This is a genomic window from Bradyrhizobium sp. McL0615 (genome assembly GCF_049993905.1).
Lineage (GTDB): Bacteria > Pseudomonadota > Alphaproteobacteria > Rhizobiales > Xanthobacteraceae > Bradyrhizobium.
In genome coordinates this window covers 5,708,713-5,728,795 of sequence record NZ_CP188254.1, presented here as the reverse complement: position 1 = coordinate 5,728,795, position 20,083 = coordinate 5,708,713, and the positions used below count along the sequence as shown (strand labels likewise).

The 20,083-nt window shown below is 61.7% G+C and carries 21 protein-coding genes and 1 pseudogene; 13 read left to right on the top strand and 9 right to left on the bottom strand.

Going from position 1 to position 20,083, the window contains the following annotated elements:
• Nucleotides 1-20: 20 nt before the first annotated feature.
• The gene (pflA, locus tag ACPPVP_RS27425) at nt 21-848 is read right to left on the bottom strand and encodes a pyruvate formate-lyase-activating protein (RefSeq protein WP_426526269.1); all 828 of its coding nucleotides are present in this window, start codon (nt 846-848) and stop codon (nt 21-23) included.
• A gap of 16 nt (nt 849-864) precedes the next feature.
• Nucleotides 865-3,135, bottom strand: a complete 2,271-nt coding sequence (pflB, locus tag ACPPVP_RS27420; RefSeq protein WP_426526267.1) for a formate C-acetyltransferase — start codon at nt 3,133-3,135, stop codon at nt 865-867.
• Nucleotides 3,136-3,420: 285 nt separating this feature from the next.
• On the opposite strand from pflB, the gene ACPPVP_RS27415 reads away from it, so the two are divergent.
• The 3 genes from ACPPVP_RS27415 to fabI are packed head-to-tail and all read left to right on the top strand — an operon-like array spanning nt 3,421 to nt 6,403.
• Entirely contained in the window at nt 3,421-4,395 is a 975-nt protein-coding gene (locus ACPPVP_RS27415; protein WP_426526265.1) for a phosphate acetyltransferase, read from the top strand.
• Between the two features lie 5 nt (nt 4,396-4,400).
• Nucleotides 4,401-5,615: an acetate/propionate family kinase gene (locus tag ACPPVP_RS27410; RefSeq protein ID WP_426526263.1), complete on the top strand. Its 1,215-nt coding sequence runs from the start codon at nt 4,401-4,403 to the stop codon at nt 5,613-5,615.
• A complete protein-coding gene (gene fabI / locus ACPPVP_RS27405) occupies nt 5,612-6,403 on the top strand; it encodes an enoyl-ACP reductase FabI (protein ID WP_426526261.1) in 792 nt (263 codons plus the stop codon). The genes ACPPVP_RS27410 and fabI overlap by 4 nt, the downstream gene beginning before the upstream one ends.
• A gap of 18 nt (nt 6,404-6,421) precedes the next feature.
• On the opposite strand, the gene ACPPVP_RS27400 is transcribed toward fabI, so the two are convergent.
• From ACPPVP_RS27400 to ACPPVP_RS27390, 3 genes are read right to left on the bottom strand one after another with little or no spacing between them, the layout of a single operon-like run.
• The gene (locus ACPPVP_RS27400; RefSeq protein ID WP_426526259.1) at nt 6,422-6,880 is read right to left on the bottom strand and encodes a MaoC family dehydratase; all 459 of its coding nucleotides are present in this window, start codon (nt 6,878-6,880) and stop codon (nt 6,422-6,424) included.
• 17 nt (nt 6,881-6,897) lie between these two features.
• On the bottom strand, nt 6,898-7,548 hold the full coding sequence (locus tag ACPPVP_RS27395; protein ID WP_426526257.1) for a 3-oxoacid CoA-transferase subunit B: 651 nt from the start codon (nt 7,546-7,548) through the stop codon (nt 6,898-6,900).
• Nucleotides 7,549-7,551: 3 nt separating this feature from the next.
• Nucleotides 7,552-8,199: a CoA transferase subunit A gene (locus ACPPVP_RS27390; protein WP_426526255.1), complete on the bottom strand. Its 648-nt coding sequence runs from the start codon at nt 8,197-8,199 to the stop codon at nt 7,552-7,554.
• Nucleotides 8,200-8,562: 363 nt separating this feature from the next.
• Between ACPPVP_RS27390 and ACPPVP_RS27385 the strand changes: the two are divergent.
• From ACPPVP_RS27385 to ACPPVP_RS27370, 4 genes and pseudogenes are all read left to right on the top strand, one after another.
• Nucleotides 8,563-9,009: pseudogene (locus ACPPVP_RS27385) on the top strand (alpha/beta hydrolase); the annotation flags it as partial.
• Nucleotides 9,010-9,065: 56 nt separating this feature from the next.
• Nucleotides 9,066-9,416, top strand: coding sequence for a phasin (locus ACPPVP_RS27380; RefSeq protein WP_426526253.1), 351 nt, complete (start codon nt 9,066-9,068; stop codon nt 9,414-9,416).
• A 191-nt stretch (nt 9,417-9,607) separates the two neighbouring features.
• The gene (locus ACPPVP_RS27375; protein WP_426526251.1) at nt 9,608-9,784 is read left to right on the top strand and encodes a hypothetical protein; all 177 of its coding nucleotides are present in this window, start codon (nt 9,608-9,610) and stop codon (nt 9,782-9,784) included.
• Nucleotides 9,785-9,913: 129 nt separating this feature from the next.
• Entirely contained in the window at nt 9,914-10,378 is a 465-nt protein-coding gene (locus ACPPVP_RS27370; RefSeq protein ID WP_426526249.1) for an ion channel, read from the top strand.
• Here ACPPVP_RS27370 and ACPPVP_RS27365 read toward each other — a convergent pair.
• Nucleotides 10,356-11,039, bottom strand: coding sequence for a helix-turn-helix domain-containing protein (locus ACPPVP_RS27365; protein ID WP_426526247.1), 684 nt, complete (start codon nt 11,037-11,039; stop codon nt 10,356-10,358). The genes ACPPVP_RS27370 and ACPPVP_RS27365 overlap by 23 nt on opposite strands.
• Nucleotides 11,040-11,594: 555 nt before the next feature.
• On the opposite strand from ACPPVP_RS27365, the gene ACPPVP_RS27360 reads away from it, so the two are divergent.
• From ACPPVP_RS27360 to ACPPVP_RS27350, 3 genes are all read left to right on the top strand, one after another.
• A complete protein-coding gene (locus ACPPVP_RS27360) occupies nt 11,595-13,130 on the top strand; it encodes a sensor histidine kinase (RefSeq protein WP_426526245.1) in 1,536 nt (511 codons plus the stop codon).
• Nucleotides 13,131-13,139: 9 nt separating this feature from the next.
• The gene (locus ACPPVP_RS27355) at nt 13,140-13,751 is read left to right on the top strand and encodes a response regulator transcription factor (RefSeq protein ID WP_426526243.1); all 612 of its coding nucleotides are present in this window, start codon (nt 13,140-13,142) and stop codon (nt 13,749-13,751) included.
• Nucleotides 13,752-13,938: 187 nt separating this feature from the next.
• Nucleotides 13,939-14,316 carry a response regulator transcription factor gene (locus ACPPVP_RS27350; RefSeq protein ID WP_426526241.1) on the top strand — a complete coding sequence of 126 codons (378 nt, stop codon included), beginning with the start codon at nt 13,939-13,941 and terminating at the stop codon, nt 14,314-14,316.
• Nucleotides 14,317-14,334: 18 nt separating this feature from the next.
• Here the strand turns inward: ACPPVP_RS27350 and ACPPVP_RS27345 are convergent, their stop codons facing one another.
• Nucleotides 14,335-14,922 (bottom strand): invasion associated locus B family protein, encoded by a 588-nt coding sequence (locus ACPPVP_RS27345; protein ID WP_426526239.1) that lies wholly within the window; start codon nt 14,920-14,922, stop codon nt 14,335-14,337.
• A 6-nt stretch (nt 14,923-14,928) separates the two neighbouring features.
• Nucleotides 14,929-15,801: an alpha/beta hydrolase family protein gene (locus ACPPVP_RS27340; RefSeq protein WP_426526237.1), complete on the bottom strand. Its 873-nt coding sequence runs from the start codon at nt 15,799-15,801 to the stop codon at nt 14,929-14,931.
• A gap of 277 nt (nt 15,802-16,078) precedes the next feature.
• Between ACPPVP_RS27340 and ACPPVP_RS27335 the strand changes: the two genes are divergently transcribed.
• From ACPPVP_RS27335 to ACPPVP_RS27325, 3 genes are all read left to right on the top strand, one after another.
• Nucleotides 16,079-16,735 (top strand): YoaK family protein, encoded by a 657-nt coding sequence (locus ACPPVP_RS27335; protein ID WP_426526235.1) that lies wholly within the window; start codon nt 16,079-16,081, stop codon nt 16,733-16,735.
• A gap of 13 nt (nt 16,736-16,748) precedes the next feature.
• Nucleotides 16,749-18,422, top strand: coding sequence for a SulP family inorganic anion transporter (locus tag ACPPVP_RS27330; protein ID WP_426526233.1), 1,674 nt, complete (start codon nt 16,749-16,751; stop codon nt 18,420-18,422).
• A gap of 158 nt (nt 18,423-18,580) precedes the next feature.
• Nucleotides 18,581-19,021 carry a hypothetical protein gene (locus ACPPVP_RS27325; RefSeq protein WP_426526231.1) on the top strand — a complete coding sequence of 147 codons (441 nt, stop codon included), beginning with the start codon at nt 18,581-18,583 and terminating at the stop codon, nt 19,019-19,021.
• A gap of 254 nt (nt 19,022-19,275) precedes the next feature.
• Here the strand turns inward: ACPPVP_RS27325 and ppk2 are convergent, their stop codons facing one another.
• On the bottom strand, nt 19,276-20,076 hold the full coding sequence (gene ppk2 / locus ACPPVP_RS27320) for a polyphosphate kinase 2 (RefSeq protein WP_426526229.1): 801 nt from the start codon (nt 20,074-20,076) through the stop codon (nt 19,276-19,278).
• Between the last annotated feature and the right edge of the window lie 7 nt (nt 20,077-20,083).

Here is a 20,083-nt window from a genome sequence, read left to right as displayed (position 1 = left end):
CCGGCTCGAGTTGGTGCTAGTTAGCGGGCACGACAGCCCGCATCGCGAAATTGGCCGATAACCCGGTCCACCAGTTCGCGCGAAGGCGGTGGCGTATCGTGGTGTTTGTATTCAAGTCCCATCGCCTTCCACTTGAACGAACCCATCTGATGGAAGGGCTGCACCTCGACCCATTCGACGTTCTTCATGGGGGCGACGAAGCGGGCGATCCCTTCGACATTCGCCGGATCGTCGGTGGCGCCGGGCACGAGGGTGAAACGAACCCACACCGGCTTTGAGACCGACGCGAGGCGCTCCGCAAAGCGCAGCGTCGGCGCGATATCCCGACCGGTCACCCGTCGATAGGTATCGGGATCGGAGCTTTTGATATCGAGCAGCACAAGGTCGACGACCGAGAGAAAAGAATCGTCAGCGCGATCGCCAAGGAAACCGGACGTCTCGATCGCCGTGTGCAGGCCCATCGCCTTGGCGCCGGCGAAGATGCGCTTCGTGAAGGCGAGCTGCACCATCGCTTCGCCACCCGATATCGTCAGTCCACCGCCGAGGCTGCGCAGCGAGGGAGCGAAGTCGCCAAGCCGACGCAGCACCTCCTCGGCCGAAACGTAGGTTCCGTCCTTCAGGTGCCAGGTGTCCGGGTTGTGGCAATAGGTACACCGCAACAGACAGCCCGAGAGGAACAGCACGATACGCAGACCCGGGCCATCGTATCGCGACGACGTCTCGTAAGAATGGCAGTATCCGAATGCGCCGGCCTCGTCCTTGAACTTGTCCTCGTCCGGCGCATCCGGCGAAACACCGGTTCGGAGGTCGTGACGACTTCCGGATTCGAGTGGCTGCACCGTCGACATTGGCAGACCCTTGAGTTCAAATCTGGCCGTGGAAGGTGCGGCTGATCACATCCCTTTGTTGCTCCGGCGTCAGGCGCACGAAATTGACCGCATAGCCCGACACCCGGATGGTCAGCTGCGGATACTTGTCCGGGTTCTTGATGGCGTCTTCCAGCACCTCCCGATCGATCACGTTCAGGTTCATGTGGAAGCCGCCGCGCTCGAAATAGAGATCGAACGCCTTGGTTGCCTCTTCGATGAGCTGGCTTTCGGACAGATGCGCCTTTTGCGGCGCGATCGACACGGTGTAGCTGATCCCGTCCTGCGCGTCCTTGTAAGGAAGCTTCGCAACCGACAGGCAGGAGGCAAGCCAGCCATGGCTGTCGCGGCCGTGCATCGGATTTGCGCCCGGTCCGAACGGTTCGCCCTTTCTGCGGCCGTCCGGCGTGTTGCCGGTGGCCTTTCCGTAGACGACGTTCGAGGTGATGGTGAGAACGCTCTGGGTATGCGTCGCGTTGCGGTAGGTCGGATGCTTGCGAATCTTCTCCATGAACGCCGTGACGATCTCCGAAGCAATCTGGTCGACCCGGTCGTCGTTGTTGCCGAACTGCGGGGTCGAGGCATTGCCTTCGTTCTGGTAGTCGACCACCAATCCGGCCGCATCGCGGGCCACGCGGATCTTGCCGTATTTGATCGCGCTCAGACTGTCGGCGACCACGGAAAGTCCGGCGATACCGAACGCCATGGTACGCAGAACATCGCGGTCATGCAGCGCCATTTCGAGCCGCTCGTAGAAATACTTGTCGTGCATGTAGTGGATGCAGTTCATGGCATGCACATAGGTCTTTGCGAGCCACTCCATGGTGGTGTCGAACTTCGCCATGACATCGTCGTAGTCGAGGAAGTCGCCCGTGACCGGCATGGTTCGGGGCGCCACCTGATCGCCGGAGACCTCGTCGCGGCCGCCATTGATGGCGTAGAGCAGGGCCTTTGCCAGGTTGACCCGGGCGCCGAAGAACTGCATCTGCTTGCCGAGCCGCATGGCCGACACGCAGCAGGCGATCGCATAGTCATCGCCCCAGAACGGCCGCATCAGATCGTCGTTCTCGTATTGCAGCGAGGACGTATCCTTGCTGACCTTGACGCAGTAGCGCTTGAAGGCCTGCGGCATATGGTTGGACCACAGCACGGTGATGTTCGGCTCCGGGGCGGGACCGAGATTGTAGAGCGTATGCAGCATGCGGTAGCTGCTCCTGGTCACCAGCGAGCGTCCGTCGAGGTCCATGCCGCCGATGCACTCGGTCGCCCAGTAGGGGTCGCCGCTGAACAGCGCATCGTAGTCAGGCGTGCGGAGGAAGCGGACGATCCGCAGCTTCTGCACCAGCTGGTCCCAAAGCTCCTGCGCTCCGGCTTCATCGAGAACGCCTTGCTTCAGGTCGCGTTCGATGTAGATGTCAAGGAAGCTCGATATGCGCCCGATCGACATTGCCGCGCCATTGGCCTCCTTGATCGCGCCCAGATACGCGAAGTAGGTCCATTGGAACGCTTCGCGGGCATTGGTTGCGGGCTGGGTGATGTCGCAGCCATAGCGCTTTGCCATCGCAGCGAGGTCCTGCAGCGCGCGCATTTGCTCGGCCAACTCTTCGCGCGAACGGATGATCTCGTCGGTCGGCCACATGTCGTCGATCTGGTCGCGTTCCTGGCGCTTGACTTCCAGCAGACGATCGGTCCCGTACAGAGCCACGCGGCGGTAGTCGCCGATGATGCGGCCTCGGCCATAGGAGTCCGGAAGGCCGGTGATGATGCCGGAGCGGCGGCAATTCATGATCTCCGGCGTGTAGGCGTCGAAGACGCCGTCATTGTGCGATTTGCGGTACTTGGTGAAGGCTTCATGGACCTTGGCATCCGGCTCGAAACCTGCGGCCTTCACGCCGGTTTCCACCATACGAAGGCCACCGAATGGAAAGATCGCCCGCTTGAACGGCTGGTCCGTCTGCAGGCCGACGATGACCTCATTGTCGCGGTCGATGTAGCCGGCCTCGTGCGCCAGCAATGTCGAGGGAGTCTTTGCATCGACCGCGAGAACCCCCTTCTTTCGCTCCTCGGCGAAATAGGGCTGCAGCTTTGCCCAAACGGCCTTGGTGCGTTGAGACGCCGGCGCCAGGAATTTCTCGTCGCCTGGATAGGAGGTGACGTTGCGAACGATGAAGTCGCGCACATTGATGGAGGATGACCAGTCGCCCGGCTGGAACCCGCTCCAGCTATCGCCCGCACCGACGTCCTTCTTGAGCGCTGCGCTGCCCTTCATGATGCGTCTCCCCTTGCCAGATTTGCATTGGCTTGTCTTCGCATCCGGGCAGCGAAACCGCCGTCACGGGTAACAAGCTGTCCGATCATGGTAGGGAGGACTTGCGGGTGCGCCTCTTGATCTATGTCAACGGACGCGCAGAGCCGGTGGCGTCGCCACCGAATTGCTCGCAACGGACGCGGCGGCCTAGAACAAGAGCCCCGATAGATTGACTTAGATCAAAGTCCCGGCGCGGCACCCTCCGATGAATGGGGCACAGTTGATCAAGCACACCGGAGCGAAGCGATGAGTGCCATGCCAGCAAGCGCAAGTTCCCCCCAGCCAGGGTCAAAATATGACCGTCTGATCGCAGCCGCCAAGGGCGTACGCACGGTGTCGACGGTCGTCGTGCACCCCTGCGATGAAAGCTCGCTGCGCGGTGCGATCGAGTCGGCGGAAGCCGGGATCATCAAGGCAACGCTCGTTGGGCCCGCCGTCAGGATCAGGGACGTCGCCGCCAGGCACAGTCTGAACATTTCGGACTGCGAGATCGTCGATACCGCGCCGACCGAGGCAGCTGCCGCCGCGCGGGGCGTCGAGCTGATCCACGAAGGCAAGGGCGAAGTCCTGATGAAAGGCAGCTTGCACACCGATGAGATCATGCGTGCCGTCGCCGCCAAGGTTGGGGGACTTCGCACCGACCGGCGCATCAGTCACGTCTTTGTCATGGACGTGCCGGCCTATACCGATACCGTATTCGTAACGGACGCGGCCATCAATATCTTCCCGGACCTCGACGCCAAGCGGGATATCATCCAGAACGCTGTCGATCTGTTCAATCAGGCCGGTTTCGGCACCATGCCAAGGGTCGCAATCCTGTCGGCGGTCGAAACCGTCACCTCCAAGATTCCGTCCACCATCGAGGCCGCCGCGCTGTGCAAGATGGCCGACCGGAAACAGATAACCGGAGCACTTCTCGACGGACCGCTTGCGTTCGATAATGCGATCGACCTGGAAGCTGCGCGCATCAAGGGCATCAAGTCGGAGGTCGCAGGCCGGGCGCAGATCCTGGTCGTGCCGGATCTGGAGTCCGGCAACATGCTGGCGAAGAATCTTACGTATTTCGCCAAGGCCGACGGCGCCGGCATCGTGCTTGGGGCGCGTGTGCCCGTCGTGCTGACCTCGCGGGCGGATACCGCGCGGTCGCGAATGGCGTCTGCCGCGGTTGCTGCCCTCCTGGCAGACGCGCGTCGACGCAGCACCCCAATAGCCGCCGCGTGACCGCCATGGACACGATCCTCGTCGTCAATGCAGGTTCCTCCAGCGTGAAGTTCCAGGTCTTCGCGGTAGCAGGCGAGGGCGGACTGCGGCGGGAGATCAAGGGGCAGATGGACGGGATCGGCAGCCGTCCGCGCTTGCGCGCCAGCGGCCCGGACGGCGATCCGCTGGCCGACCGCGCCTACCCGATCGAGACCGTGGCGGACGTGCCTGCCGCCATGGCCGTCGCGGGCGCCTGGCTGCGTGAGGAACGCAATATCAATCCCATCGCCGTCGGTCATCGCGTCGTTCATGGCGGTCCCGATTACGCACGCCCGGTGCTGATCGACCATGCGGTCGTAACGCGACTGGAACGATACGGCTCGCTGGCGCCACTGCACCAGCCGCATAACCTCGCGCCGATCAGGACGCTGCTTGGCAATTTTCCGTCACTACCGCAGGTGGCCTGTTTCGATACCGCCTTTCATCGCGACCACGATGCGCTGGCAGACCATTACGCGATACCGCACCAGCTCCATGCCGAAGGCATCAGGCGCTATGGCTTCCACGGCCTGTCCTACGAGTACATTGCAAAGCGCCTGCCGCAGGTGGCGCCTGATATCGCCGGCGGTCGCGTGATCGTCGCCCATCTCGGCAGCGGCGCCTCGATGTGCGCGATGAAGGGCGGAAAGAGCGTCGAGAGCACCATGGGTTTCACGGCGCTCGACGGACTAGCGATGGGAACGCGGCCGGGCCAGCTCGATCCCGGCGTGGTGCTCTACCTCATCGCGGAAAAGGGCATGTCGGTATCAAACGTGCAGAACTTCCTTTATCGCGACTGCGGCCTGAAGGGCCTGTCAGGCGTCAGCAACGACATGCGAGAGCTCGAGACCAGCGAGGATCCGCGCGCGGCCTTCGCGATCGATTATTTTGTCTACCGGGTCGGCCTCAACGCCGGTATGCTGGCGGCGGCGCTGCAGGGCCTCGACGCCTTCGTGTTTACCGCAGGAATCGGCGAGAACTCGGCCTCGATCCGCGCCCGCATTGCCGACAAGCTGGCCTGGCTCGGTGTCACGCTCGATCCGGCCGAGAATGCCAGGCACGCCGCAAAAATATCGCGGTCCGACAGCCGCATTCCCGTCTATGTCGTCCCCACCGATGAAGAGCTGATGATTGCGCAGCATACGCTTGCGCTGCTCATGAACCGGCAATCTCCAAACCAGAAGCGCGAGAGAGTGTCATGAACATCCCGGTATTTCCCGAGACCAAGGTCGCACTGAAAGGCAAAAAGGGACTGATCGTCGGCATTGCCAATGATCAATCAATCGCGTGGGGCTGCGCCAAGGCATTTCGTGCGCTGGGGGCCGATATCGCCGTCACCTATCTGAACGAAAAGGCCAAAAAGCACGTCGAGCCGCTCGCCAAGGCGCTGGAGTCGCAGATCTTCCTGCCGCTCGACGTCATGGTCGAAGGCGAAACCGAAAAGGTATTCGAACACATCGCGAAGGAGTGGGGGCAGCTCGACTTCCTGCTTCATTCCATCGCCTTTTCGCCAAAGGGCGCGTTGCACGGCCGTGTGGTCGATGTCGACCGCGATGGCTTTCAGAAGACCATGGATGTGTCGTGCTGGTCGTTCTTGCGGATGGCCCATCTGGCGGAGCCGCTGATGAAGAATGGCGGCACCATCTTCACCATGACTTATTACGGCAGCCAGATGGTGGTGAAGAACTACAATATCATGGGCGTCGCAAAGGCGGCGCTCGAGGCAGCGGTGCGCTACGTCGCGGCCGAGCTCGGCCCGAAAGGCATTCGCGTTCATGCCATTTCACCCGGTCCGCTAGCCACACGCGCGGCGTCCGGCATTCCCGAGTTCGACGAGTTGATGGACAAGGCGCAGTCGCAGGCACCGACGCGCAGCCTTGTCAGCATCGACGACGTCGGGAAGGCGACCGCGTTCCTTGCGCTCGACGGCGCCAAGCTGATTACGGGCAGCGTGCTCTATATCGATGGCGGCTACCACATCATCGATTGATAACCGCGGCTTCCCGTTTCAGCTGTAGTGCAGCCCGATCACTTCGGCGACGCAGGCCGGGCGCTGGCCGCCCTTGATCTCTATCACCGCGCGATAATGCACCCGCAAGCCATTGGGCGGCACGTCCTCGGCTTCGGCGATGCTGATGCGTCCGCGCAGTTCTGAACCTGCCGGCACCGGCGATAGGTAGCGGATGCGGTCCGCACCGTAGTTCAACGTGTTCTTCAACCCCTTCAGGCCCATTACGGAGCGGATGAACATCGGCGTCAGGCTCAACGATAACAGGCCATGCGCGATGGTTTTGCCGCCTGGCATTTCCGCCATGGCCCGTTCCTGGTCGACATGAATCCACTGCTCGTCGCAGGTCGCCTCCGCAAACTTGTTGATGCGATCCTGTGTCACCTCGATCCAGTCGCTGACGCCGACCTCGGTACCGACAGCGGCCCTGAGATCTTCGAACCCGTTGAATATCCGCATGTCGTCGATCCGCGTTTCTAAAGCTTCATTTCCGGGACTTCGTCGGGAATGATGAGTTCGGCCTCCGTCACCGCCAGCACTTCGGCGACGGTGACGCCGGGCGCCGTCTCCTGCAGCGTCGCCTTGCCGCCGGGAAAGGCGATCACCGCCATGTCGGTCACCACGAGATCGACCGGCCGTGCCGAGGTCAGGGGCAGGTTGCACTTGGCCACGATCTTCGATTTGCCCTTGGCGGCGTGCTGCATGGCGACAATCACGCGCTTGGCCCCGCTCACCAGATCCATGGCCCCGCCCATACCCGGCACCATCTTGCCGGGGATCATCCAGTTGGCGAGATGACCGCCGGCATCGACCTGCAGGCCGCCGAGCACGGTGAGGTCGACGTGGCCGCCGCGGATCAGGCCGAACGACATGGCGCTATCGAAGGTGGCCGCGCCCGGCAGAGCGCTGATCGACTTGCCGCCGGCGTCGGTCAGCAGCGGATGCGCCATGCCTTGCTCGGGAATCGGCCCGGTGCCGATCAGCCCGTTCTCGGACTGAAAAAACACTTTCAATCCTTCGGGAACGTAGTTCGCGACCAGCGTCGGAATACCGATGCCGAGATTGACGAGATTGCCGGGGCGAAGCTCGTGCGCCACGCGCCGAGCGATGAGGGTTTGTGCATCCATGGGTCACCCGTTCGCGACGAGATAATCGACCAGCGGGCCTGGCGTGACGACATGGTCGGGTGCGATCACGCCGATCGGTACGATATGTTCGGCCGTGACGATCACGGTGTCCGCGGCCATCGCCATCACAGGATTGAAATTACGCGCGGTTAGGGCATAGGAAAGATTGCCGGCATAGTCGGCGAGGAACGCGTGCACCAGCGCAAAGTCAGCTCGCAGGGCGGTTTCCAGCAGATACGGCCTGCCGTTGACCTCGATTTTCTGCTTGCCCTGCTCGACGAGGGTGCCGACGCCGGTTGGCGTCAGCACGCCGCCGAGGCCACAGCCGCCGGCGCGAATCCGCTCGACGAAGGTGCCCTGCGGAATAAGATCGACGGTGATCTGGTTGCCGAGCATCTGCTGCTGTGCCTTCGGGTTCAGTCCGATGTGGGTGGCGATCATGCGCGACACCTGCGCCGCCTCGAAAAGTTTGCCGACGCCTTTGCCGGGGACGGCCGCATCATTGCTGATCAGGGAAAGGCCGGACTTTTTCTGCCGTACCAGCTCGTCGAGCAGGCGCTCCGGCGTGCCGACCCCCATGAAGCCACCGACCATGATGCTGGCGCCGTTCGGGATCATGGCAACGGCTTCTTCGGCGGAAACGGGCTTCATGATCGGACTCCGCAGTCGATCGGAGATGGGCGATTGATGAAAAATCTTGTCGCGGCGCCGGATGACGACCTTGATCTGAGTCAAGGATCCGGGGTTTCGCTTTCCGCCTCGCGCTTGATCCCGATACCTTCGAGCAGCTCCGCCCACAAATTCCTGACCTGCCGGTGGCGGCTCTCGACAGCGGCGCTGACCGCCTCACGTTGCGGTGCGAGCCATGCGCCAGGAAGGGCATGTAATTCACTTTGTCCCTGCTGTCGGGCTCAACCTTGGGATCGGCCGAATGCCATTCCCTTGAGATAGATCAATACCGGCGGGGGACCTCGGCTGGAAATTTTCCGAAATTCTTGGTCAGGGAAGCTTTCCATGAACCGTCTTTTTGTCGGCCTATTGTTGATTGCGCTGAGCGCGTCGGTCGCCACGGCACAGCCGTTCACGCGGCGCTCCTCGCAGGTTCAGCATGACGGCCTCAAGCAATATTACGAGGTAGCCAATTTCAAGCTCGGCGGCAAATACGATCTTGCCAATCCCTCCAAGTGGGAGAATGGCGGCGAGGGCGGTGTCACCCTGGAATCGCTCGGCGGCGGCAAGCTGCGCACCGCCTACATTGCTGTCGGTACGCCGCGGCGCAATGCCGCGGGCGAGATCACCAACGCCGTCGTCATCAGCTCCTATTACTCTGGCGACTCAACCGACATGTATGAGCAGTGGGTTAAAGGCGCCGCGCTCTCGGGCGCCGTACCCATCATCGGACCGGGCCGCCCAATCGACACCGACCGCTATTATGTCGTGATGGTTGATCCGCTCGGAACCTCCTGGTTTGGCGGGCTCGCCAGATAGGAAATTTCCTCAGAACAAGGGAGAGTACCATGTCGGAACAGTCAATGTCGGCGGAGAAGGTTCGCACCATGCTGACCGAAAACCTCGGACGGGTCCGCAAGGCCAGCGACGAGTATTTTCAGCTACTGGAGAAGGGGCTGAGCTCTTCGCAATTGCCGGTCGGCGATCAGGCCAAGCACTTCACGGGTCTCATGCAGCACAACGTCGCGGCGACGTTCGACTTCTGCGACAAGCTGATCAAGGCCAATGACGCGCAGGATGCCATGCGGATCCAGTCCGACTTTTTTCAGGCCCAGATGCGCGCCATGACGGACCAGGCCAGGAGCATGGGAGAGTCCGCCATGAAGGCCATGACCGGCGCTTTCACTCCCAAGAAATGACAGAGAAGCCGCTTTGGCGACCCGCGTTAGCGGTCACGACGATCCGGTCGGGGCCGACCACGACGACGTTGATTCCTCAACGGCCGCACATGGCCGCCGATCGGTGACATTCGTCGAAATGGCGTTTGCCAGCGCCGGTAAGTAGCCGTTTCTCGATCAACAGCTTTTCGCACGAAGGACGCGCATACATCATGGCTGAAACCAGAAAACTCTCGGTGGAAAAGGCGCTCAACAAGATACGCGCTGACGAGACGCCCAAGTCGCGGTCGGAAAGACACGACGAGAAGATGGACGAGCTTGATGAGGAGATCAAGCGGATGAGAGCGCAGCGGTTGCGCCTCGAGCGGCACCAACGGAAGCGCGATTGAGCCCAGGAGCGGGACGGCAATCGTGCTCAGGGCAGTTCTCGTGGTGTCGACGCGCCGCGTGCGGCTGCGCGCCGCATTGAAGCGGTGGCGAAGAACCTGGCGCGACGCAGGGAGTTCGGGAAGGGCGTGATGCTACTGCAGCTTTTGGTCGGCTCACTCGTCAGCGCGATCGCCATCATGATTCATGCGTTGGCGACGGTCGGAGCGATCGGAATTGCTCGCGCCGCGGCGCGACGGTACAGCGCGTTTCCGCGGCTGCATTTGATGGGCGTCATGATTGCGACCGTGCTGCTGTTGATGCTGGCGCACACCGTCGAGATCGTCGTCTGGTCGCTGTCCTATGCCATCGTCGGTGCGGCCCCCGCAGGCAGCGACCTCCTGTATTTCGCCTTCGTCAACTATACCACGCTCGGCTATGGCGACGTCACGCCCGTGAAGGCGTGGCAACTCCTCGGACCGATGGCCGCGATGAACGGCATCTTGATGTTCGGCTGGTCTACCGCCGTGCTGTTCGAGGTGCTGGTCAAGACCATCGCGCATCTCGGCGCGAGCGCCGCGCCCAACACGATGTTCAGTGCTGAAGATCGAGGCTAGCCAGCTTCTTGCGGTCGAGCAGCACGATCTGGCGCTGGTTGTTGCCGATGAAGCCGAGAATGCCGAAGCCATGCAGGCGCGACAGTGCGCGCGACACCGTTTCCAGCGTGAGCCCGAGATAGTCGGCGATATCGCGGCGGCACATCGGCAGCGCAAGGATGCCGGCTGCCGTCGATCGCTTGTCCATCTCCATCAGGAAGGCTGCCACCCGCTCCAGCGATGTCTTGCGGCCGAGCAGCAACATGTGATCCTCGGCATGCCTCAGATTGCTGGTCGTCATGCTGAGAAGATTGCGGGCCACCGCCACGTCGATCTCGGCAACGCGCTCGAGGCTTAATCGCTTCATCAGCCGGACGGTGGTGTCGACGATCGCCTCGGCGGTGAAGCGATGATCGGTCCCGATCTCCAGGCCGAAGATATCGCCAGTGAGATGGAAGGCGCCGATCTGCCGGCGGCCGTCCGAAAGCAGTTTGTAGCTTCGGACTGCGCCGGTCATAACCTGATACACGTAGTCGGCAGGCTCCTTCTCGCCGAAAATCTCGCATCCTTTTTTGTAGCTGAATTCGTTTGAATTGACTCTGGCGGGCGAGCCGTTTTCGGGACCGTTCACACCCAAAAGGCCGGGAAACTCGACGGAGGCGGTACTGACGCGGGCAAACATGGACCAACTCCTTGCTCGAACGATGCAATCGTCTGGGCGGTGGCCTTCGGAATTCGCAATACGACGCCGCTGTCACATTTCGGGAATAACCAGTACTGAGGCGGGTCATTCTCCCCATCGACAACCGCCGGTCCATTGTCCCAAAGGACAGGTAGGATGCGTCAATCTGGCTGTCGGGTTGGGTCACGTGGAGGTTGTAAAGATTTGCACTGAGCCAACGAGGTGCTAGTTTCTCCCGGAAAGTTCACCCGGGCCATGATCGCAATCATTTCGCCTATAGGACTTGTCGTCGGGTTGCTCGCGCTGCTTGCGCCGATGTCTTTGTCGGCCCAGGAACGGCGCCCGCAATCGATTTTGGTGCTCGATCAGTCGGATCTGCGCGGACCGTTCTATTATCAACTGTCGTCCGGGTTGCGGACGGTGTTGGGCGCCAATGGGCGCATCACGATCTATAGCGAGAATCTCGACCTGCCCCGTTTTGGCGGCGCCCCCTACAAAGAGAGCCTGAAGCGGCACCTCAAGGAAAAATACCGAGACAGGCCGATCGGCGTCATCGTGGCGAACGGCGAAGGCGCGCTCGAACATGCGTTGCGCTGGCGTGAGGAATTGTGGCCCGGCGTGCCGGTCGTCTTCGCCATGCTGGACGCCACCCAATTGGAAAAGCTTGGGCAGCCGGCGGACGTCACCGGCGTTGTTACGAAAAATTCCCTGACGGGAGCGATCAAGGCCGCGCGTGCGGTGATGCCCGGCCTCGATACGATCGTCTTGGTCGGGGATAGCTGGGACCGGCAGGCACTCTTCCGACACTGGGGTATGGAAATCCCGGCAGCAACAGCCGGCCTGACGGTGATCGACCTGGTCGGGCAAAAAATGTCGGAGATCCGCAAACGGGTGGCCGAATTGCCCGAGCGGAGTGCCATCGTCTATTCGGGCGTATTTTCTGATGGTGAAGGCACTTACTATCCGGCCGCAACTGCGATGGAGATGATCGCAGAAGCGGCGAACCGTCCCATCATTGTTGGAACCGAGGCATTATTGGCCGCCGGCGGAATCGGCGGATACGGCCTGATTGCAGCCGAGATCGGCGCCGATGCGGGGAGGCTCGCATTGCGTATTCTCGACGGAGAGCAGGCGGGGGAAATCGCGCCGGTCGTATGGGAGGCCAGGCCGCTCTTCAACTGGAAACAGATGCAGCGCTGGAATGTCAGCGCATCTGATCTGCCGGAAGGTAGCGAGATTCGTCTCCGCGAGCCTACGTTCTTCGAGCGATATCGCTGGCAAAGCATGGCGATATTCGCCACGCTGTTCCTTCAGGCGGGCTTGATCGCGTTCCTGCTGCATGAGCGCCACTTGCGGCGCGATGCAGAGGCGGAAGCGCGCAAGCGGATGTCGGAACTCGCGCATGTAAACCGGCAAACAACGGCCGGGGAGTTGTCATCGTCGATCGCACATGAACTCAATCAACCGCTGGGATCGATTCTCGCCAATGCCGAGACCGCCGAGATGATGCTGAAATCGGAAAATCCCGATCTCGCTGAGATCGGCGAAATCCTGGCCGATATCAAGCGCGACGACCAGCGCGCCGGCGAGGTCATCCGCCGCCTGCGTAGCTATTTGACGCGTACTCCCTTTGAGGCCAAGGAGATCGATCTCAACCTGATCATAGGCGAAGCTTTCAAGTTTCTTTCCATGCAGGCCTCTGCGCGCAACATCGCGTTGTATCTCCAGACCTCGCCCGGTGAGCTCCGTATCAGGGGCGATCCGGTCCAGCTTCAGCAGGTGATCCTCAATCTGGTCGTCAACAGCATGGATGCCATGGCCGGGCTTCCGTATGGCCGCACCGTGATCGGGCGTACTGAATTGAACGGCGGCTCGACGGTGGAGATTTCGATTTCCGATTCCGGCCCCGGCATCCCGCCGGACAAGCTTGCCCACGTGTTCGATCCTTTCTTCACCACCAAGCACCAGGGCATGGGGATAGGGCTTTCTATCGCCCGTACCATCATTCTCGCGCACAAGGGCCGGATCTGGGCAGAGAACCAGACGGGCGGCGGGGCTGCATTTCGTTTTATCCTGCCGCTAGGTGCATAGGAGGGGCGATTGCCGGGACGCATTCATGTCGTTGACGACGACGACTCCTTTCGTACCGCGATGGAGCGGCGGCTGAAGCTCGCGGGCTATCAGGTTGCGACTTATCCGTCGGCGCAGCAATTGCTCGACCGCTTGCCGGATGAGAACGAACCAGGCTGCATCCTGCTCGATGTGCGGATACCCGGCCTGAGCGGCCCCGAATTGCAGGGGCGTCTGAACGAACTGGGCTCCGCACTGCCGATCGTGTTCCTGAGCGGCCATGCCGATACGCCTACGACTGTGCGGGCCATCAAGGCAGGCGCGGAAGATTTCCTCACGAAGCCGGTTGAATCGGCGCAATTGCTCGGCGCCATCGAACGCGCCTTGGCGCATCACGCCACGGTGCGCGGCGACCGGCACAGGGCTGGGAAGATGCGGGCGCTGATGACAGCTCTGACCCCCCGGGAGCAGCAGGTATTCGGGCTCGTCGTGCGCGGCAAGCTCAACAAGCAGATCGCGCATGAACTGGGTGCGACCGAGCGCACCATCAAGGCACATCGCCATCAGGTGATGGAGAAGATGAAGGTCCAATCCCTGGCGGAATTGGTTACTATTGCCGAGCGGCTCGGCCTGCTTGGCTGACGGGCCTGTCCCAAGGGACAATATGAACATTTTCTCGCGGGCAGCAACATACGTTATGTGCTGACGAGCCGGGTGACGAGGAGGCAAGTCACCTGGATCTTAGGAACCTTCGTTCTTCAGAGGAATTGAGGGCTGTTTTCCGGGCCCGTCCCGGGAATGACGTCCATGATCTGGGAGCCAAAGAACCTTGCCCCAACTGCATAACAAAGTCGTCCTGGTCGTCGATGACGATCCTTCCATGTTGAAGGGTATGCGCCGGCTGCTCCGGCAATTTGGATACGAGTCCGTGCCGTTCGAGACGACGAAGGCCTTGAAAGATCATGCTGATTTCGATCGAGCCTTTTGTATCGTTCTAGACGTCAATCTAAGCGACGGATCCGGTATCGAACTACGGTACCAACTGACGGAGCAGGGTATTGCGCTGCCGGTGATCTACATCACCGGAAATGATAGCCACGCCACCCGCATGTCGGCAATGGCGTCGGGTTGTGTTGCCTACCTGACAAAGCCGTTCACGGCCCGATCGCTGATGGAACCGATTGAAAGGGCCGCGGGCCTCGCATAGGGACGCGGCAATCCCGTATCACTCGTCGATCTGCTGTTCAAAGACCTGCGTCGGCGCACCCTTGCGGACGGCAGCGAATTGCTGGAGCGGCAGCGACGTCGTGACCGCCAGCAGGTTGGTATCCACCACTTCCACCGTCAGGTTTTTGCCGGCTTCCATTTCGCGCAGCAGCGCCGGTGCGGCAAGGTCGGCGGCGATGCAGGTATTGGTCAGGCACCAAGTGAACGGAATCTTGTGTGACGTTCCCTTGTCGACCGTGAGCTTGGCGCCGGGCTTCATATAAAGTCCGACCGGCAGAAATAACTGCAACCTGGCAGCGCTGTCACCCTCGCGCTCCGTGAGGTAGATGCGTACGGCCGTCTGGCCGGTTTCGAATGTTCCGCTGATCGTGGTGCGGCATACCATCTTCGCGCCACCGGGCTTGAAGCAGAGCTTTTGCCAGTCGCCGTACTTGATGCTGCGGGCCTCGCGCGGACCACGTGCTGCGAACTCGTCCGTCGCGATTTTGGCGGCAGTGGGAGGAGTCGCCTGCGCAAAAGCCGCTTCAGTAGCGGTCAGGGCAACGGCAACGCCGAAGACAAGGCAACGCCATGATGAATGTTGCATCGCTGCTCACCTGTGTTTGTCAAGGAAGGCGGCGACCAGCGGCGACCAGATCGGTACGGCGTCCGCCGCGCCCACAAAGAAGTGCCCGTCACCGCCATGCGGGGGAAACAGGTGATATTCGGCGTTACCGCCGGCGGCGGTGAAGGCAGCATGCATCCGCTTCGACAGTTCGGGTCCGAAAAAGGTGTCGTTCTCGATATACATCCACAGCATCGGCACACGGGAAGTGCGGCCGAATTCGCCGGTTGCCTCGACGAGTTTGTCGGGCGCGCAGTTGTTGTTGGGTTTGCCGTCGACACGGCCGCCGCGCCCGGCGGCAAAGGTGATGATCGCCTTCACCGGCGGCGGATTGACGCTCGACAGCGCAATTGACGCCCAGCCGCCGGCGGACTGGCCGACGACGATGACGTTATTGGGCACGATGCGCTTGAGCGTGCTCATGTACTCGATGATCCAGAGATCGAGTTTTGCGACGGCAAGGCCGGCATCGTGGAAATTGGGGTTGGTACACTTGCCGACCTTGGAAAAGAACACGCCGGCGAACAATCCGGCCTCAGCGACTTCGACGGCGGCCGCGCCATATCCCGAGCCCGCCGGTGCCACGACCATGTAGCCGCGGCGCGCGAACCACATGGCGGCGTCGCGGAATTCCACCAGCGGTAAGAAGCTGCGCTGCAGGGGATCGAGCGACACGCCATGGTTCATGATCGCAAGCGGGAAGGGGCCGTCGCCGACCGGGCGCACCACATAGGCAATCGTCGGCAAGGGGAGCGGCAGCGCCCATACTTCTTCCTGGAGCCGGGGCTCGTCATCGGCGGCAAACGCGAGCGAGGAGGTGGTGACGGCTATGGCGACGATCAGCAAACGAAACAGATTCATGCCTTGCGTCCGGCTTGTGCGCCCGGTCGAAGTCTTTGCCGCCGTTATGCCGAAGCGTTGATCTGGATCAACGGACTTTCAGCCGGGCTCAGGCAGCACGGCGACATTGGCCAACTGCTGGTTCAGCCGTTCTCCGGCGGGCCGATTGCGAGAGTGTATCGGATGCCGTTGAATCCCCAGGGGCGATTGATCCAGATCAATCCGGAAGACGGCACCTGGATCGCTTATTCACCCGATGAACTTGAGCGTATCCGCGACGCGCGCCGTCGATCCGCCTGTGCGGCGCGAGGAGATCTTGCCGGTTGCTCTGCTGCTGGCGTTTGCCGGCGGCTATATCGATACCTACACATGGATCACGCACGGCGTTCTCGCCAACGCGCAAACCGCAAACGTGGTATTCCTGTGGGTACATGCCATGGCGGGGCAGTGGCAGCAGGCACTTCACTTCGTGCCTCCGCTGTTCGCCTTCGGCGTCGGCGTCGTGATCGCTGCTTGGCTGCGCCGTGCGGCCGGCGGGAGGACCGGTCAACTCAGCCTTCTCGTGGAAATCGGGATGCTGATTCTCGTCGGCATCCTGCACAATCGCGTGCCCGAAGTTGCGGGAACGCTCGGCATTTCCATGGTTGCCGCCATGCAGACCTCGATCTTCACCAAGGTGGAGGGCGCGACCTACAGCTCAGTCATGATCACCGGCAATTTTCGCCAGGCGATCGAGGGAGCATTTTCTCTGGCTTCGGGCGGGCGGGAGCCTGGGCGGCTGCGGAAGTCCTGCATCTTCATCGGCGTGTGCGCCGCCTTTGGGACCGGCGCCGGCGCAGGTGCTTTCCTGACCGAACGAATCCCAACGCTCACATTGGGTATTCCGGTTGCAGCACTGCTGATGGTCCTGCTGCTCTGTGAGATGCCGAACACGGCCAAGGCGTCGCAAGAGTAACCGGGAGGATGCTATGGCGGCGAGGTGGACAAGGTTCTTTCCTCCGGCGGAATGGCTCGTTGGATACCGGGCTTCCTGGCTGCCTTCCGACGTGATCGGTGGCGTCACGCTCGCCGCCTACGCGATCCCGGTCTCGCTGGCCTATGCGGCGCTTGCCGGGCTGCCGCCGCAGGTCGGGGTCTATGGCTATATGCTAGGAGGGGTCGGCTACGCACTGCTCGGCTCCTCGCGCCAGCTCGCGGTCGGTCCAACCTCGGCGATCTCGCTGATGATCGCGGGTGCAGTCGGGACGCTCGCCGCCGGCGATGCGGTACGCTACGCGCAGATCGCGAGCATATCGGCGCTCGCGGTAGCCGCGCTCTGCCTGATCGCGTGGATCTTCCGGCTGAGTATGCTGGTACGGCTGATCAGCGACAGCATTCTGGTCGGCTTCAAGGCGGGCGCGGGCCTGACCATCATCATGACCCAGCTGCCGAGCCTGTTTGGCGTGGGCGGCGGCGGGCGACACTTCTTCGATCGTCTGGTTACGCTTGTCGGACAGCTTGGCGCCATCCATTGGGGTGTGCTGGCGCTCGGGCTTATTGCGATCCTGCTGCTCCTGCTGGGCGAGCGCATGCTTCCGGGCAGACCGGTGGGGCTTGCGGTTGTCATCCTGTCGATCGCTATCGCAACGGTGCTCGGCCTGCCGGCGCTCGGCATTCCCGTCACCGGTGAAATCCCGAAGGGCCTGCCGAGCTTTGCCATGCCGACTTTCGGACTGCTGGAGTTCGACGAACTGTTTCCGCTCGCCGCCGGCATTCTGTTACTTGCCTATGTCGAGGGCGTTTCTGCCGCGCGAAGTTTTGCCGCCAAGCACGGCTATTCCCTCGACGTGCGGCAGGAGTTCCTGGGGTTAGGCGCCGCCAATCTCGCGGTATCGCTCGGTCATGGCTATCCCGTCGCGGGCGGACTGTCGCAATCCGCCGTCAACGACCAGGCGGGCGCGAAAACGCCTCTTGCGCTCGTGATCTGCTCTGCCACGCTTGCCGTCTGCCTGCTGTTTCTCACGGGGCTGTTGACCAATCTGCCAAAGGCCGTGCTGGCGGCGATCGTCTTCACCGCGGTTTACAAACTGGTCGATGTTGCCGCGCTTCTGCGGATGTGGCGGATCAGCCGGATCGACTTTTACGCTGCTGCGATAGCGCTGATCTCGGTGCTGCTGCTTGGCATCCTGCAAGGCATTTTGCTGGCGGCGATCGCCTCCATATTCCTGCTGCTGGTGCGGGCTTCGCAGCCGAACGTCGCCTTCCTCGGCCGTCTGCCAGGAACCGGCCGTTATGCCGACAGCGCGCGCAACCCCGATGTCGAGCCGCTTGCAAGTGTGGTCGCATTCCGCCCCGAGGCTTCGCTGCTCTATATCAATGCGGAAACAGTGCGCGACACGGTGCTGGCAAAGGTCGATGCGACGCCTCGCATCAAGCTTGTCGTCTGCGGTCTTTCGTCGTCGCCCTTCATCGATTTGGCCGGCGTAAGAATGCTGAGCGATCTGCACGGCGAACTCGCTTCACGCGGCATCGCCTTCCAGATCGTGGGCGCCCGCGGGCAGGTCCGGGAGGTCCTGCAGGCAGACGGCATGGCGGAAAAAACCGACAGCGCCAATTGGACGCGCAGAATGGACAGTCTGCTCGGCGATTTGAGAAACGGCTGATCGTGTTGCAGCGCGGCGGCGCGGGCGACGCAGGGAACGCGAGTCGTGGCTTACAAGAGCAGCTTGCGTTGACTTGGATCAAGAAGCGCCGCTGGGGCGGGGACGAGCATCAAGCACATGCCCGCAGATCCCCGAGATAAACAGGAAAAGGAAGCGTTATGAAGAAAACTCGGACAGGAATGATGCTTGCCACCGTGCTGGGACTTTTGGCCTCGACTGGCGCTGCAACGCCGAGCCTTGCGGAGGTCGGCCAGGTAGCCGTTGTCTTCACCAAGGGTGGCTTCATCATCGGTGTCGGCGGCGGGCAGGGCGTGCTGAGCTTCCGGGGCAAGAAGTATCCCTTCACGGTGTCGGGCATGAGCGTGGGCTTCACGATCGGCGCCTCGACCACCAAGTTCGTCGGCAGGGCCTTGAACCTCCGAAGCCCCGGCGATCTGGCCGGCAGCTATGCCGTGGGCGGAGCCGGCGGCGCGCTCGCAGCAGGCGCCGGCGCCGTGCAGTTGCAGAATGCCAATGGCGTGATCCTGCAGCTCAGTGGACCAAGGATCGGAGTGGAAGCCTCGGCGGCCGTGGGAGGCGTTACCATCTCGATGCAATGAGAAGCGCGCGGGAGTCGCCTTTCGCGGCTCCCGTTCGCTGCGATCGCCCGCGTACCGTCGCAGGTTGCACGTAGAACTACGGTGTCGGGAAAAGATGGCAGTTAATCGGAGTAGCGGCTGTCGGGAACGCGCTTTGGGCCTTACGGTCCAAGGGTGAATGACCGCCAGTTCCTTCTTCTAGTCCTTGTTCTTAGCGCGCTTTCGGTGATGCTCCTTAGCATTGCGCTATTTTTTCCCTTTATTTCCAATTGGGGCTAGTAGCGTTCCTCGAGGAACTTCATCCGGCGCAAGCTGGCCTGATCGTTATAGCTACCCTTGCTGGATCGCTTCGGCAGCTTGATCTTGTCACGCGCGATCTTCTTGTAGGGGATCGCCTTGAGGATATGGGAGATGACGTTCAGACGTGCCCGCCGCTTGTCGTCGGAACGAACCAGCCGCCACGGGGCATGTTTCGTGTCGGTCGCCTCGAACATCATATCGCGCGCCCGTGAGTAATCGTACCAGCGTCCGAACGACTCGGTGTCCATCGGGCTCAGCTTCCACTGCCGCAACGGATCCTCGATCCTCGCGTTGAAGCGGGCTTCCTGCTCCTCCATTCCGACTTCAAGCCACAGCTTGATCAGGATGATGCCGGCATCGACCGCGAATTTCTCGACCAGTGGGCACAGTTCCAGGAAACGCTTGTGCTCCGCCGGGCTGCAGAAGCCCATGACATATTCGACGCCAGCACGGTTGTACCAACTGCGATCGAAGATCACGATCTCGCCGCCGGCTGGAAATTGTTCGATGTAGCGCTGCAGGAACAATTGGCTCTTTTGCCGATCGGACGGCGCGGGCAGGGCGCAGACGCGGAATACCCGCGGGCTGACCTTTTCGGTGAGGGCCTTGATGGTGCCGCCCTTGCCGGCGGCGTCGCGTCCCTCGAACAGGATGATCACCTTCAGCTTCTCGGCCTTCACCCATTCCTGCAGATGGCAGAGCTCAACCTGCAGCTTGCGCAGCTCCTTTTCATAAGCCTTTCGCTTTGTTTTCGGCGAAGCCTCGTCCTTGGCCATTTGCTAT